Raw genomic sequence first — 16,025 nt, forward strand, 5'->3', positions numbered from 1 at the left:
TTTTATCGATGCTTTTTGTATAATAGCATTTTGCTCCGAGGGGGGAGGGTACTTTAGTGCACCCCAATACTTATTTTGAAGAAGGGATAGTGTCTGGATCGCTCCAAAATGGAGACCTATTTTGGCATTTAAAAACAAGAAATGTATGATGGCAGGCAACGTGTACGAGGGAAAAGTTAAGTAAGAGAATGAAGAGATAGAAAGATTAGTATATAACAAGCGTATTAATCAAAAATTGGGCGGGCAAGAGTCCGGTTCAATACCGAATCCATACCAGCCAATTATTCGCATCCTATTAAGCTCTAACTCTTTTGAGAAGCAGTTTGGAACCATTCTCTTTGTCTTTTATTCTTGTGTCTGCAATCCTGCTTCCATTTGTACGTTTCGTTCAGCAAATACTTTCTTCACGATCTTTAGAGCATTCAAGACACGCGGGAAGCCTACATATGGAATTAAGTGGACGATTGTTCCCACAATTTCTTTTGGCGTTAATCCAATTGTAATTCCTACGTTGATATGTAATTCCAATTGTGGCTCTGTCCCTAGTGTGACAAGAGAAGCGATTGTACTCATCGTTTGTTGTTGTTTTGTTAAGCCATCTCGTGAGTAAATATCTCCAAAGGCAAATTCAACAATATAACTTTCTAAATCAGGAGCAAGGTCTTTAAATGCGTTTACTATATCCATGTGTGTTCCAATTTCCTTGTTATCTGTTACAGTAATCTCCTTTATAATCTCTACACCTTTTTCGTACCGCGTTTTTTCCATGTTCTTTTCCTCCTAGACCGTTAAATACTTTGACAATACTAACGATAGCCGAGTTTTTCGTATTCGTAAAATACATATAACTCATGGTAATTATTCCTTTATTTCATGATATAGAAGATTTTTCAGTTGAGATATACTTGATAAATTCACGAACAGCAGGTGAGGCGTATTTCTTCTTTTTCGAAATAAATCCCAAATTCCAAGGAAGGTTTGAATGGGAGATGGGAATCGATTTGATTAAATCTTGATCGATTTTTTTGGCAATGGGTTTTGGAAAGAGGGAAATCCCTAGGTTTTCGCCAATCATTCCACTAATAAAATCCCACTCAGAACTTTCGTAAGCAATTTCCGGACGAAAACCGACCCGTAAGCATTCTTGAATAATAATGTCATGAATATCAAACTCTTGCTTAAATAGAATGAAGGTTTCATTTTGCAACTCTTTCATTTCCACTTGATCTCTTTGCGCAAGTGGGTGGGATTTATGAACGAAGAGCCACAATTCTTCCTCCACAAAAGGAACTACATCAAACTCCTTTTCATCCACCGGTAAAATGACCACACCGAGATCAATGTTTCCGTCTCTGACTTCCTGTTTCACGGTTTTCGAATCATCTTCAAAGAGTTTTATTTTGATATCTGGGTATAAAAGATTAAACCCCTTGATGATCTTTGGAAAAAATAAGAAGCCAATCACTGGTGGGATTCCGATTTTAATTTTCCCTTTTTTTAAGTTCATTAAATCGTAGAGGTGGGTCGATAAATCATTCAGTGATTCCATAATCATTTTTCCTTCCGCCAGAACGATTTCCCCTGCGTCGGTTAATTCAATTTTCTTTGCGGAACGGTCGATCAGATCCACATTTAATTCTTCTTCCAAGCTTTTGACCACTTTACTGATTGTCGACTGTGACAAGTGAAGCGATTTAGAAGCTTGAGTAAAACTTTTGAATTTGGCTACTTCGATAAAATAAGTAAGATGACGAATGTCCATATTTGCAATCTCCGTTCTATGAAAAATATAGATGATTTGTATTCCTATTATTCATTTTACTCATGATTAATCCAGTTGTATACTAAATTGGAACTGAAGTAACAAGTCCTAAATCAATCATGTGGAACAAGAGTTCGTTCCATTGTAGGGTGCGATGTAAGCGTTCAATTTACCTACGAATGCAGGTTCATCCGTGATTGATAGAAGATCAAACGCCCAGCATTCATTGAAATGCCAGGGACAAGGCGCCCTCTGTCCCCAACACCTATGAATTAGAGAATAAAGGGGAAGGATAAGAATGGATTTATTAGGTTTACTGGGAATATTGTTAGGGATTATCACAATCATTCTCTTTATTATTAAAAAGTTCAGCATTATCGTTGCTGCACCGATCGCGACCATTGTCGTGGTGCTGTTTAGCGGGGTCCCAATCCTTGAAACCGTATTCGGCAAGGAAAACTCTTATATGGCGGCACTTGCTGGGTTTGTTGCATCCAATTTCGCGATTTTCTTATTAGGTTCAATCCTCGCGAAATACATGGACAAAAGTGGTGCAACGATTTCCATTGCGAATAAAGTATTGTCATTGGTCGGAACTAAGAACCCGTATAACGCATTAGTCGCATTATTTCTTATTTCTGCCATTCTTACCTACGGTGGGATTAATGTATTCGTTATCATCTTCGCCTTAATTCCAATGGCTAAACCGATTTTTAGACAACTAAATATTTCGTGGAAATTAGTGGCCATTCCTGTGTTTGGTGGAACTTCAACGTTTACGATGACGATGTTGCCTGGCGCACCTTCCTTGCATAATATCGTACCATCAACGGCTCTAGGAACGACATTAACGGCTGCGCCTGGTATCGGAATTGCCACTAGCATTGCAGCTATTGTCTTCATCCTCGTCTATATGAAATTTTCATTGTCCAAAAGTTTGCGCAACAACGAGACATTCCATATTGATGAAAAAGTTGAAAATAATGATGCGATTTCTAAACGAGAGCTCCCATCATTTATGATCAGTTTACTGCCGATCATCGTGTTATTAGGCATAATATTAATCTTCAGTTCAGTGAATAACATCATTATTGTCGCTTTAATTGTTGCGATCCTATTGAGTGCAATTTTATTCCGCAAACACATTGTACAGCAAAAAGAAGTTTTAAATCAGGGTGCAAACGAATCGTTATCCTCAACGATCACAACAGGTAGTACGATTGCCTTCGGTAGCATTGCAACTAGTGTGCCGGCATTCAAGGGTGTATTTCAATTGATTCAGTCCATCCCTGGACCTCCAGTACTTTCATTAATGATTGGTACAGGTCTAATCGGTGGAATTACGGCTTCAGCGGTTGGTGCCATTGGCATTTCAGTAGCGAATTTTGCCCCGATCTATTTAGAAATGGGACTAGCTCCGGAAACGATTCACCGTGCAATTGCCATCGGATCTGGAGCGTTATCGATTGTTCCTTATTCTGGATTCTTGATTATTTTTAACAATTTAACGGGCTTAACGATGAAAGACACATTCAAAAATGGCTTTATCAGTATTAGTGTTACCCACTGGATCGCCATGGCCGTCATCGTGATTATGTCCATTTTAGGCTTTGCTTAAGGATTGAACTGTAGCAAGGTTTCATTACTTGCGACCATGAACAATGCATTAGAACTTTATCAAAAAGTTTTTAATGTGATAAACAACAAGGATAAAATTAGGAGGAATCTATCATGAGCAAGAAAATTGGATTTGTAGGATTAGGAACAATGGGCTTTCCAATGGCCGTTAATTTAAAAAAAGCTGGTTTTGAAGTTATTGGTTATGATGCTTTTAAAGGGCTTTATGAGAAAGCGAAAGCAGAAGGAATCACAATGGTGGAGACCTTAAAAGAAGTAGCGGAACAAGCGGACGAAGCTATCATCTCAATGGTTCGCGACTATGCTCAAAATGTGGACATTACATTTGGTGAAAATGGACTACTATCTGCAGAACCTAAAAATAAGACACTGATTGTCATGAGTACACTTGATCCACAAACCATGAATGAATTAGGGAAAAAGGTAGAAGCAGAAAGTAATTTGAGTTTAATTAGCGCGGCTGTCAGTGGTGGGGCTTCAGGTGCACAAGCTGGAACTTTATCGATTATGACAGCGGGTTCAGAGACAATCGTGAAATCTTTCCAACCCTACTTTGATGCGATTGGATCCCATACATTCTACTATGGCGAGGACCCAGGCAATAGCCAAGTAGCTAAATTAGTGAATAATATGATTCTAGGGGTTAATATGAATGCGGTGGCTGAAGGACTTAAATTAGGAAAACACTATAATTTACCTGAAGAAGAAATCTTAAACTTATTAAAAGTGAGTACAGGAGATAGCTGGGTCGTTCGAAACTGGAAAGACGTTTCAGAGTGGACAGCAGAAACGGCATTATCCGTCCTTTTAAAAGACTTAATCGCCACTTACAACCAAGGCATTAAACATAATGTTTCCATGCCATTCAATGCCTTATCTTCTACACAATTATTTGACTCTATGGGAAAAGAGAAACCTGAAAGCAAATAATGACATAAGAGGAAAGTGTTCTGTACATATACAGAATGCTTTCCTTATTTTTTATCTAAGGAATTTTTCTCAAACTTTAATGTTATGAACAAAAGATACGATTATATAAGTTAGGTTTACCAAAGTATAGATTCAATTACGAAAAAAAGTTGCTTGCTTAATTTAAACAGACTCCTATTGTCAAAAGCCGATTTTAACAAAACAGCCTTCATTTTTAACAAAGGCTGGTGCAATCTTCAAGCATTTTCCTCCTGAGGGTGTTTCTCACAAATCGAACCTTGTGAAATACTTCCCCTAAAAAGCAAATTCTTCCTTTTTATGATGTACTGTAACAAAAATAAGAAAAACTGTCGCAATAATAGGAATCCCTTGATTTCGCAGATTTAATAGCTATTTTTGAGCCTTCGTTGTTTCAGTTTTAAGACACGAAAGAATAGGCAGAACTTAAAAAAGCAGAAAAACACTCATCTTCTAACTTGGCATGATCCTTGCATACTATTTATACGAATCATTTTTAAAATTGAAAAAGAAAAGAAGCTTGGGTAATGACGATACCGCTCTTATCCGTGCTTTGTTGGGAAGGGAATGGATGGGTACCCTCCGGAACAAAAGGGTACTCTGCTATTAAAATATTAACTGACCAAAGTACCAGATTCATAGGATGCATCGTTTGAGCGAAGAAATAGCCTTTCATCAAGGGCATCTTCAAGTGGAAGTGAATCGATTTTAAGGTTAATAGAAAAGATGAACTAGTTTAGGAGGGGTTTCAATGCCTGGTCCATTAGCGGGAATTAAAGTATTAGAACTATCACGAACACTAGCTGGTCCATTTTGCAGCATGCAATTGGCTGACATGGGAGCAGAAGTGTTAAAGGTGGAACAACCTGGAATTGGAGATGAAACGAGAAGTTATATACCTCCAGCAATTAATGGAGAATCGACTTATTTTATGAGTTTGAATAAGAACAAAAAAGCGATTACGTTGAACCTAAAAACGGAGGAAGGCCAAGAAATTGTCAAAAAATTAGTGGCGGAAGCGGATGTGTTGATTGAAAACTTTCGCAACGGGACGATGGAAAAGTTTGGCTTAGGCTATGATGTGTTAAAAGAAATCAATCCTCGACTTGTGTATTGCGCGGTAAGTGGTTTTGGCAGAACAGGCCCGATGAAGGACGAACCTGCTTATGATCTGTTGATGCAAGGGTTTGGTGGATTGATGAGTGTAACCGGAGAAGCGGGTGGCGCACCTGTGAAGGTGGGCTATTCCGTGGTCGACTTGGCCACCGGACTCTATGCCTCACTTGGGGTGGTGCTTGCTTTATTTTCCCGCGAAACAACTGGAAAAGGCCAATATGTCGAGTCGTCTTTATTGGATACGATCGTGTCTTTATCCAATTACTTAGGTCAAAGTGTGTTAAGTACAGGGAATGTTCCTAAACGAATGGGATCCGCACATCCGAATCTCGTTCCTTATCAAGCGTTTGAAACAAAAGATGGGTACGTGATTATTGCGGTACCGAATGATGGGTTATGGAGAAAAATGTGTGACGCACTTGGTCTCACACATTTAAAAGATCATCCGAAATATGCCGTGAACGTTAATCGAGTGGCCAACCGTGAAGAACTTGTCGGGATCCTTACCGAGTATACGAAGGGGAAAGAATCAGCGGAAATCATCAGCAAGCTGAAAAGTGCAGGTATGCCTAGTGGTCCGATTCATGACCTTTCCGAGGTTCTGGCTCACCCACAGGTTCAAAGTCGCGAGATGATTCAAGAAGTCGAACATCCAACAATTGGCTTATTGAAAATGATTGGGGTGCCGATCAAACTCTCCGATACGCCAGGATCGGTTCGTAAGGCACCCCCTTTACTTGGTGAAAACACAGACACCGTGTTAACTGATTTAGGCTACAGCAGTGAAGAGATTGCTAGTTTTAAAGAAAAGGGCATTATTTAAATTAGATACTATGATGCCTAGAGAAACGATGTATTTTAGACAGAATTTTGAGAGCGCTTTTACAAAATCGAAAGGAATGAGAAGGTAATGAACTTTGAACTACCAGAAGAGATAGAATCCTTAAAAAAGGGGATACGTGATTTTATTAATAGTGAAGTAGACCCGCTCGCAATGGAAATTGAAGAACAGGATGACATTCCTGAGAAAATCATGAACATGTCTAAGGAAATGGGCTTGTTTGGATTGAGTATTCCGGAAGAATATGATGGCTTAGGTATAAACATGGTCGGCAAATGCGCGATTTATGAAGAATTGGGAAGAACGCACAATGGCTATACCACGGTGATTGGCGCACATACCGGAATCGGTTCTGTCGGGATTGTTGAGATGGGCAATGAAGAACAAAAGCGGAAGTATTTGCCGCCAATGGCGAGAGGAGAAATGATCGGCGCCTTTGCTTTAACAGAACCTAGTGCAGGTTCACATGCCACCAATCTGAAAACAACAGCCGTGAAAAAAGGTGACAAGTACATTTTAAACGGCTCGAAACATTATATTACCAACGCTCCGATTGCCGATGTTTTTACTGTGATGGCCGTAACCGATCCATCAAAAGGGGCAAAAGGAATCACGTCTTTTATTGTTGAAAAAGATTTTCCTGGTTTTATTGTAGGGAAAAAAGAAAAGAAAATGGGCCTTCATGGAAGTCATTCTGCGGAAATCTTTTTTGAGGATTGTGAAGTCCCAGTTGAAAATGTGCTCGGGGAAGAGGGACAAGGCTATGTCAATGCTTTGAAAATCCTTGCGAATGGGCGCGCCGGACTGGCCGCTCGGAACTTAGGTTCTTGTGATAAACTCTTGGAAATGTCTTTAGATCATGCCAATATGAGAATTCAGTTCGGCAAACCAATCTTTGAGCAACAAATTATTCAACACTATTTAGCAGACATGGCTCTGGATATTGAAGCATTACGAAGCATGACCTACAGAGTCGCGTGGATGGTCGACCAAAAGAAGCGAGTCGTCAAAGAAGCAGCCATGGTCAAATTATTAGGCTCTGAAGTATACAACCGCGTCGCGGATAAAGCCGTTCAAATTCATGGAGGAATTGGCTATATTTCCGAATTCCCTGTAGAACGGTTCTATCGAGACGCCAGAATCACCAAAATTTACGAAGGCACATCCGAAATCCAACGCAACATCATCGCCGCCCAGCTAAAGCGGGACAGAGGGACAGGTTCCGTGTCCCTACCATAAATTGACAGGGGCAGGTGACTGTCCCTTAGTCCCAAAATACGAATGAGGAGGAGGAATCCATTGAGGAATGTTGTGATTGTTGAGAGTGTACGGACACCGGTGGGCCGATTGGGTGGTAGTTTGAAAGAGGTGGAAGTGGATTTCCTTGCTAGTAAAGTGATGGAAGAAATGATCACACGTACGGGAATCGATGGAAACGATGTGGATGAAGTCATTTTAGGGCAAGCCAAGCAAAGTACAGATTCCCCAAACCTTGCACGGCTAGCGCTTTTGCGCGCGAAACTTCCGGTGAAAATCCCAGGTTATACCGTTCACAGGCAATGTGGATCCGGGCTTCAAGCGATCAATAATGCTGCTTTGCAGATTATGACTGGTTTATCCGATATCATCATCGCGGGTGGAGCTGAATCGATGAGTACCGCTCCCTATTATCTCCGAAACGCACGCTTTGGATTTGGTACAGGGAACGGGGAGATTTTGGATCCCAATACGGAAAGCCAACCGCGGTCTCAACCTATTGAGGCTTATGGCAATCTCACGATGGGGTATACCGCTGAAAATTTAGCAGAGAAGTACAACATTTCGCGAAGAGAACAAGATGAGTTTGCGCTTCGCAGCCAAGAGCTTGCCCAACAAGCCATTAAAGCAGGGAAGTTTAGCAAAGAAATAGTTGCTTATCCAATTAAACAAAGAAAAGAAGAAAAGCTGTTTGAAATTGATGAACACCCACGGCTCACCAGCTTAGAAAAACTAGGAAATTTAAAACCAGTGTTTAAAGAAAATGGCACTGTGACGGCAGGGAATAGTAGTGGCCGAAACGATGGGGCTTCCGCGGTTCTGATGATGGCGGAGGAGACAGCGCTAAAGTATGGGTTGAAACCGAAAGCAAGAATACTTGCACAAGCGGTATCAGGAGTTTCACCAGAAATCATGGGAATCGGTCCAGTATCGGCGACAAAGAAAGCATTGTCTATTGCAGGGCTTTCGCTAGCTGATATCGGTTTAATTGAACTGAACGAGGCATTTGCCGCTCAAGCGCTCGCTTGTATCAAGGAACTGAATCTAAATGTAGAGAAAGTCAATGTCAATGGCGGGGCCATTGCGTTAGGTCATCCACTTGGAGCAACAGGTGCAATTTTAATGACAAAACTCTTACACGAAATGGAACGACGTGGAGAAAAATACGGATTGGTCACACTCTGTATTGGCGGCGGTCAAGGAATTACAACCATTGTTGAAAATATGCAAAGGTAGAGTTCAAATAAACGACTATGAAGTTTGAACTGGAACATCGTTTGAGGAAAGAGCTTAAGAAAAGGAGGTCTTACCTATGGTGAAACAGATTGCCGTAATTGGCGGTGGCACAATGGGCAGAGGAATTGCCTATACCGCGGCATTATCTGGTTTTGAAGTCACGTTACAGGACATTTCGAATGAAGCAATAGACCGTGCCCAAAATTATATCGAAACACTTTTGAAGAAAAGTGTGGAAAAAGGGTACATCCAATCACAACAGCGGGAACGCGCATTAGGAAATCTCTCTTATACCACACAAATCGAAGAGGCTGTTCGCAAGACAGACTTGATGATTGAAGCCGCGCTAGAAAAGATGGATTTGAAAATTGAAATTTTTAAACAAGCAGATGAACTGGCACCAGCGCATGCGATCCTGGCAACGAATACATCGACGATGAGTCCAACCGAAATCGCTGCCTCGACGAAAAGACCAGACCGTTGTGTAGCGATGCACTTTTTTAATCCAGTTCATCGAATGAAATTAATTGAGGTGATTCGCGGATTGGATACCTCGGACGTTACCGTCGATGAAGTCAAACAAGTAGCCGAACAAATGGGGAAAGAAACGGTGGAAGTGAATGAGTTTCCTGGTTTTGTGACCAGCCGAATGAATTGTTTAATTGGAAATGAAGCAATGAACATGTTGATGGAGGGAGTCGCATCCGCAGAGGACATCGACAAAGCATTAAACTAGGATTAAATCACCCGATGGGACCACTTGAGTTGGCCGATTTAGTCGGCTTAGACAGCCGGTTGCGTATTATGGAATATTTGTATCAGCATTTAGGAGAGAAATACCGTCCATCTCCTGTTCTCGTAAAATATGTGAAGGCAGGGCGGTTAGGAAAAAAATCAGGCAAAGGGTTCTACTGCTATGATTAAAAAGGGATTCATGTAGGAAAGATCCGAAGTCTAGAAATAGATCTAAACCATTTGGTAGTAACTAAATTAGGTCTCCGAGCTTCATGTAATTGACAGATCGGATTTTTACTATAAAAAGTTTACGAGAAGATAAGGAGGCCACGTTGGCAAAAACGTTTTAACTCGTCAGTATGACTCTAGTTAAAAAATTCTTCTCTTGTAAGTAAAAAAGGCTTGGATTCCCCAAGCCTTTCATTTTGAAAAGTTACTAGTTTTTAAGGTGAATTCAAATACTTTAAATACTATGCTTATAGGAAATAACAGTAAAAAAAATTCATTTTAATTCTTTAATATTATACCCCATACTTTTTAGTTTCCGGTAGAGAGTACTGCGACTCATATTTAATTCCTTTGCCGTCTTAGAGACATTCATCTGTGACCGTTTCAACGCCGTGATGATCCATTCGACCTCAGCCTGTTTGACTGGGTTTCGTTTTGTTGTATCTAGAGGTAAGGCTGGCTTTGTATGAAGATGTTTTGGAAGGTCGTCAGGTGTAATGATTCCATTGGTAGAAAAATTGGCAGCGTATTCCATCACATTTTCCAACTCGCGAATATTTCCAGGCCACGAATGATTGAGTAAGAGGTCCATCGCTGCGGCTGTTATATGATTTGGTCCATGATATTTTTTTAGCGTTAGCTTTTCGATAAAGTGGTTCGCTAGTAACGGAATATCCTCGGAACGATCCCGTAAACGAGGCAATTCAATTTGGATCACATTAAGACGGTAAAAAAGATCTTTTCGAAAATTCCCCGTTTGAATTTCTTCCACAAGATTTTTATTCGTTGCCGCAATGACGCGAACATCGATCGGAATACGGGTTTTATCCCCAATCCGGACGATTTCTTGTTCTTGAATCACCCGAAGCAATTGCACTTGTAACTCGAGAGGCATATCGCCTAATTCATCAAGAAAAAGCGTCCCTTTATTCGCCAATTCAAATTTTCCAATGCTGCCTTTCGGATTCGCGCCTGTAAAAGCACCAGCCACATAGCCAAAAAGTTCACTAGGAAGCAAATCTTTAGGAATCGCTGCACAATTCAGCGCGATAAACGGATGATCCGAACGGTTGCTGGCTTTATGTATAGCACTGGCCACTAGCTCTTTCCCTGTACCGCTATCTCCTGTAATCAGAACGTTTGAATCACCGGAAGCCGCAACTCGAGCTAAATGAATCGAGCTTTTGAATGATTCCGATTTCCCAATTATGCTATGGAAAGAATATTTTGCAACGTGATTATGAGGCGTGATGGAAGGATTGCTCTTCCTTTTTTTCTCTAAAATGCTAACAAATCCTATAAAGCGATCGTACCAAAAAATTTTCTGGTATTTTGCTTGATAGGGAGAGTGATGAAGGATTAGTTCCTCTTCCCATTCCTTTTGCGAAGGAATGTTGTTGTTTTGTACGGTCTTTTTCATTAATATTGTCAGTTCGTCGGCATGTGCATCATCATTCATTCGAATGATCTCTCCAGAGCTATTACATAAAAGAACGGTTTGATTTTTCCATTTACTAATGTTTTCAATGTAAATGTTTTGCATGATTTCACGTGCTTGGTAGTAATTGTGAAACAGGACTCTTTCAATTTGATTCGCCAGTCCAATCGTTTTCATCATTGTAAGCGAATGGAACTGATCAGAAGGTGTCGAAAGGTTGATGATTCCTAACAGTTTTTTTGTAAGCGGGTCCAAAATAGGAGCTGAAGAGCAAGCCCACTCATGACAATTGTAGGCAAAATGCTCAGAAGAAAAGATTTGGACAGGCTGTTTTAAAATCATAGAGGTCCCAATAGCATTCGTTCCAGCCCAACGTTCTGACCATTGAGCTCCATTATTGGCATTTACAGTGTTTCCAATATTGCGAGCTACACGCGAATCGCCAGAACTCTCTAAAATAGTGCCATCCTGATCACAAAACAAAAGAACATGGTTCTCATGAGAAAGATCTTGTCCAGCCTGTTTTAGGACAGGGTGTACTAATTGGAAAACTTCATTTTCTTGCCTCGTTTTAAGCTCTTCGTCCGAGATATTTTTTACGGAACCTTGGATCATCGGATTCAAGTCTTCAAATTCCTTGCACCGATTCCAAGATTGTAAGATTACATCTCTCACTTCCGTTGTTTCCGCAGGTTGCTGCTCAAATTCAAAGGAATTGAAGAAAAAGTTCTCCCATTTTTCGTAATGTTTTCTTCTTAGTAGAGTAGCATCATTTTTTGATAAAGGCTTATAGACTGAAAACGGAATCTCGAACAACTTCTACTCACCTCTTAAATTATTCCGAATATTATTAACTTACATATAATTTTGATAGAAGTCAACATGGTGTTTTTTTAGAAAAACAACTAGTTTGCTATCAATCAAGATCAATCAATTTAACGAATCTCCTCAATTTTTATCTAGGAATGATGCCAGAAACACTTGGAGAAAGAGGGCTTAGTTTTCCTCCTTCATACTGTAGCAAAAATGAGAAAAACTGTAGCAAGAATGGGAATCGTTGACAGAACAGGATTTGGGAACCTAATCTGTTTCCGTTTATCTCAAAATTGCGACAACTTTTAAAAGGATAAAATAGAAAACCAAGACAAAACCTTGAAATTCATTTTGGCACGGTACTTGCATGTTATATAGATGAAACATCAAAAAAAATAAAAAAATGAAATCGCATTCAATATGCAAGGAGGAAAAAAGAATGAATTCAATCGAGAAGAAAACAACCACTTTATCAAAGGAAGCTAATTTCCTGCGAGATCTTTACAAGGGATGGAGCGACCGGATGGAGGCCAATCCAAACATGACCATTGAGGATTTACGAAGCCTGTTTGACGAATGGGAAAAACCAACGCTTGAGCCTGAAGATGTGACCTATAAGAACGACAATGTTGGCGGTGTTGATGTGCTTTGGGCTTACCCAATCGGTTGTGATAAATCCAAAGTCTTGATTTACACGCACGGAGGCGGGTTTGCTGTTGGTTCCTCATCTAGTCATCGTAAATTGGCGGGGCATATGGCCAAGGCACTTGGGGTATCCACTGTAGTGTTAGATTATCGTCGTAGTCCGGAAAATCCTTTCCCAGCACAATTGGAAGATGCGGCAGCTGTTTACCAAGCGTTGCTTGCGTCCGGCATTCAGGCAAAAGATATCGGGACCATTGGTGACTCTGCAGGTGGAAACCTTGCCGTTGCATCTGTACTGAAATTTAGAGAATTGGGCCTTGAACTACCGGGATTTGTGATTGCTTTCTCGCCGTGGCTTGATATGGAGTTAACGGGAAGCACACTTGAGAGCAATGCAGATACCGATGTGTTTATCAATGCACCATTGCTTCAAGGAATGATCAATATGTTCATGGGAGACGACGGCAAACACGTTCGAAATCCATTAGCCAACCCATTGCATGCAGATTTTACTGGGTTCCCGCCGCTTTACATCAACGCTGGTGGAGCGGAAGTGCTATTGGACGATGCAAGACGACTACAAACACGTGCGACGGAGGCTGGTGTGCAAGTGAAACTATCCGTTGTGGATGGCATGCAGCATGTATTCCCATTCCTAGCTGGACGGGCTCCTGAAGCAGATGAAGAAATTCAAAGAATTGCCGCTTGGTATAAAGCGTTACAAAAATAAACTCGCCCACTTCAAAGAAATGTTTTTACTAGAATACTAGAAAAAGATTCTGTAATAGAGGAGGAAAATGATGAGCCAATTGAATCCAAGTGAAAAAAGGGAAGAGGGATTAAACTTCGATGCCGTTGTTGTCGGAGCAGGTTTCGGAGGCCTTTATTCTGTACATAAACTTCGTAATGAATTAGGCCTAACCGTACGCGCTTTTGATAATGGCTCGGATGTCGGAGGCACTTGGTACTGGAACCGTTATCCAGGCGCGCTTTCCGATACCGAAAGCTATATCTATCGTTATTCTTTTGATAAGGATTTACTAAAAGACTGGACATGGAAGGAAAATTATCTCACACAGCCTGAAATTCTTGCATATTTAAGCCATGTTGCTGAACGATTCGATTTGCGTCGCAGCTATCAGTTCAACACAAAGGTGATAGCTACCCATTTTAACGAAGAAAAAAATTATTGGGAAGTCACCACTGACAAGGGCGAAACCGTTACAGCTAAGTATCTTGTTACAGGGCTTGGTCTTCTGTCCGCAACGAATATTCCAAATTTTAAGGGGAGAGAAACCTTCCAGGGCGAACAGTACCATACATCTAGATGGCCAAAGTCAGGTGTTGATCTGAAAGGGAAGCGCGTGGGTGTAATAGGTACCGGATCAACTGGAGTACAGGTGATTATCTCCATCGCGCCTGAAGTGGAGCATTTAACCGTCTTCCAACGGACGCCGCAATACAGTGTACCCGTTGGAAAACGTCCGCAATCTCAAGCGGAACTTGCAGCAATCAAAGAAAACTATGAGGAGATTTGGAAACAAGTCAAATCTTCCTCTGTTGCTTTCGGCTTTGAAGAAAGCACCGTTTCTGCGGTTGAAGTTTCGAAAGAGGAACAGGAGCGTGTGTTTGAGGAGGCGTGGAATAAAGGCGGAGGCTTCCGCTTTATGTTTGGCACCTTTGGCGATATTGCCACGAATCCTGAAGCAAACGAAGCTGCTGCTGAGTTTATTCGCAAGAAAATTCGTCAGATCGTCAAAAATCCTGAAACAGCACGCAAATTGACGCCATCCGGTTTATATGCGAAACGTCCGCTTTGTGATAATGGATACTATGAAACATTCAATTGTGACAATGTATCCCTTGTCTCTGTAAAAGAAAATCCAATCCTCGAAATTACACCAAAAGGAGTGCTTACGACCGATGGCGAGTATGAATTGGATGTGTTGATTTATGCGACTGGTTTCGATGCGGTTGATGGGAACTATACGAAAATCGATATTCGCGGCCGCGATGGGGTGACGATGAGCGAAAAATGGGCAGATGGGCCAGTAGGGTATCTTGGGATGATGAATACCAATTTCCCAAACCTGTTCATGATTCTTGGTCCAAACGGTCCTTTTACCAACTTACCGCCTAGCATTGAAACACAGGTGGAATGGATTTCGGATACCATTCAATACATGGTTGAAAATGACCTTTCCACGATTGAGCCTAAACAGGAAGCAGAGGATGAGTGGATCGAGACATGCCAAACGATTTCTGACCAGACGCTGTTTTCCAAGGGTGAATCGTGGATTTTCGGAGCCAACATCCCAGGCAAGAAGAATACGGTTATGTTCTATCTGGGAGGCTTAGGAAACTACAGAAAGGCCTTGGAAGAGTTGGGATTTAAGGGCTTTATTTTCGACCGCGTTGCTGCGAGTACGAATTAAAAATAAAAATGTAAAACATACATCCAATTTGTAGAGTGAAATGAGAGTTTAAACGACCAACCATTCATTCTATTAAGAATGAGTCGTTCGACTTAGTTAGATCCGAATAAAAATGGAAAGGAATGATTCTTTGACGAGATTAGATGGAAAAGTGGCAATCGTAACCGGTGGAGCAGGCGGAATTGGGAAAGAAACAGCAAAATTATTTCTGCAAGAAGGAGCCAAAGTCCTTTTAGTAGATTTATCTGAAGAATCATTGCTAAAAACGAAAGAAGAACTTGATAATTATGGAGAGATTATGACGGTTTCATCAGATGTTTCACATGAATCTGATACGGTTCATTATGTAAAAAAAGCTATAGAGCATTTTGGGAAAATTGACATCTTCTTTAATAATGCGGGGATTGAAGGGACAGTTGCTCCTCTTGTAGAACAAACCGTTGAGAATTTTGATAAAGTCATGAATGTTAATGTGCGTGGTGTGTTTTTAGGACTAAAACATGTGTTGCCAATTATGATGAAACAAGGATCTGGTAGCATTATCAATACTTCATCGGTTGCAGGCTTCATGGGTTGGGCTGGTATAACCCCTTACGTTGCTTCAAAACATGCTGTCATAGGATTAACTAAAAATGCAGCTTTAGAAGCGGCGAGTGCAAATGTTCGTGTGAATTCTATTCATCCATCGCCAGTTAATACTAGAATGATGCGATTCGTAGAAGAAGGGACAAGTCCGGGTGCAGCAGAAGTTGCTAAGGCAGCTATAACTAAAGATATACCACTAGGCCGTTATGGTGAGACAAGCGATATCGCTAAATTGGTTTTATTTCTAGCTTCTGATGAGAGTAGCTTTATTACAGGAAGTCAGTATCGAATCGACGGAGGAATAGGAGCGAAGTAAACAGAGGTAAAGAACAATGCTAATTTGACAAA

The 16,025-nt window shown here is 40.9% G+C and carries 11 protein-coding genes and 1 pseudogene; 9 read left to right on the forward strand and 3 right to left on the reverse strand.

The annotated features are described in order from the left end of the window. Positions 1 to 345: 345 nt before the first annotated feature. Complete coding sequence (locus M3182_RS22085; RefSeq protein ID WP_251560145.1) at positions 346 to 768, reverse strand: carboxymuconolactone decarboxylase family protein; 423 nt, start codon at positions 766 to 768, stop codon at positions 346 to 348. Positions 769 to 871: 103 nt separating this feature from the next. Next, on the reverse strand, positions 872 to 1,762 hold the full coding sequence (locus M3182_RS22090; RefSeq protein WP_251560147.1) for a LysR family transcriptional regulator: 891 nt from the start codon (positions 1,760 to 1,762) through the stop codon (positions 872 to 874). 298 nt (positions 1,763 to 2,060) lie between these two features. Here M3182_RS22090 and M3182_RS22095 point away from each other — a divergent pair, with 298 nt between their 5' ends. From M3182_RS22095 to M3182_RS22120, 6 genes and pseudogenes are all read left to right on the forward strand, one after another. After that, on the forward strand, positions 2,061 to 3,380 hold the full coding sequence (locus M3182_RS22095; protein WP_251560149.1) for a GntP family permease: 1,320 nt from the start codon (positions 2,061 to 2,063) through the stop codon (positions 3,378 to 3,380). Between the two features lie 113 nt (positions 3,381 to 3,493). Continuing rightward, positions 3,494 to 4,330, forward strand: a complete 837-nt coding sequence (locus tag M3182_RS22100) for an NAD(P)-dependent oxidoreductase (protein WP_251560150.1) — start codon at positions 3,494 to 3,496, stop codon at positions 4,328 to 4,330. Positions 4,331 to 5,099: 769 nt separating this feature from the next. After that, positions 5,100 to 6,287, forward strand: coding sequence for a CaiB/BaiF CoA transferase family protein (locus M3182_RS22105; RefSeq protein ID WP_251560153.1), 1,188 nt, complete (start codon positions 5,100 to 5,102; stop codon positions 6,285 to 6,287). A gap of 87 nt (positions 6,288 to 6,374) precedes the next feature. Then, a complete protein-coding gene (locus tag M3182_RS22110) occupies positions 6,375 to 7,544 on the forward strand; it encodes an acyl-CoA dehydrogenase family protein (RefSeq protein WP_251560155.1) in 1,170 nt (389 codons plus the stop codon). A 60-nt stretch (positions 7,545 to 7,604) separates the two neighbouring features. Then, complete coding sequence (locus M3182_RS22115; protein ID WP_251560157.1) at positions 7,605 to 8,798, forward strand: thiolase family protein; 1,194 nt, start codon at positions 7,605 to 7,607, stop codon at positions 8,796 to 8,798. Between the two features lie 79 nt (positions 8,799 to 8,877). Beyond that, a pseudogene (locus tag M3182_RS22120) lies at positions 8,878 to 9,722 on the forward strand (3-hydroxyacyl-CoA dehydrogenase). Between the two features lie 313 nt (positions 9,723 to 10,035). Here the strand turns inward: M3182_RS22120 and M3182_RS22125 are convergent. Then, positions 10,036 to 12,015, reverse strand: coding sequence for a sigma-54-dependent Fis family transcriptional regulator (locus M3182_RS22125; RefSeq protein ID WP_251560159.1), 1,980 nt, complete (start codon positions 12,013 to 12,015; stop codon positions 10,036 to 10,038). Between the two features lie 436 nt (positions 12,016 to 12,451). On the opposite strand from M3182_RS22125, the gene M3182_RS22130 reads away from it, so the two are divergent. The 3 genes from M3182_RS22130 (at position 12,452) to M3182_RS22140 (ending at position 15,993) form a co-directional block, all read left to right on the forward strand. Further along, positions 12,452 to 13,387 carry an alpha/beta hydrolase gene (locus tag M3182_RS22130; RefSeq protein WP_251560161.1) on the forward strand — a complete coding sequence of 312 codons (936 nt, stop codon included), beginning with the start codon at positions 12,452 to 12,454 and terminating at the stop codon, positions 13,385 to 13,387. Between the two features lie 70 nt (positions 13,388 to 13,457). Then, the gene (locus M3182_RS22135) at positions 13,458 to 15,092 is read left to right on the forward strand and encodes a flavin-containing monooxygenase (protein ID WP_251560163.1); all 1,635 of its coding nucleotides are present in this window, start codon (positions 13,458 to 13,460) and stop codon (positions 15,090 to 15,092) included. Positions 15,093 to 15,222: 130 nt separating this feature from the next. Next, positions 15,223 to 15,993 carry an SDR family NAD(P)-dependent oxidoreductase gene (locus M3182_RS22140; RefSeq protein WP_251560165.1) on the forward strand — a complete coding sequence of 257 codons (771 nt, stop codon included), beginning with the start codon at positions 15,223 to 15,225 and terminating at the stop codon, positions 15,991 to 15,993. The last annotated feature ends 32 nt before the right edge of the window (positions 15,994 to 16,025 follow it).

This window comes from Mesobacillus maritimus (assembly GCF_023715205.1).
In the GTDB taxonomy this organism is placed as follows: Bacteria; Bacillota; Bacilli; order Bacillales; family Cytobacillaceae; genus Mesobacillus_B; species Mesobacillus_B maritimus_C.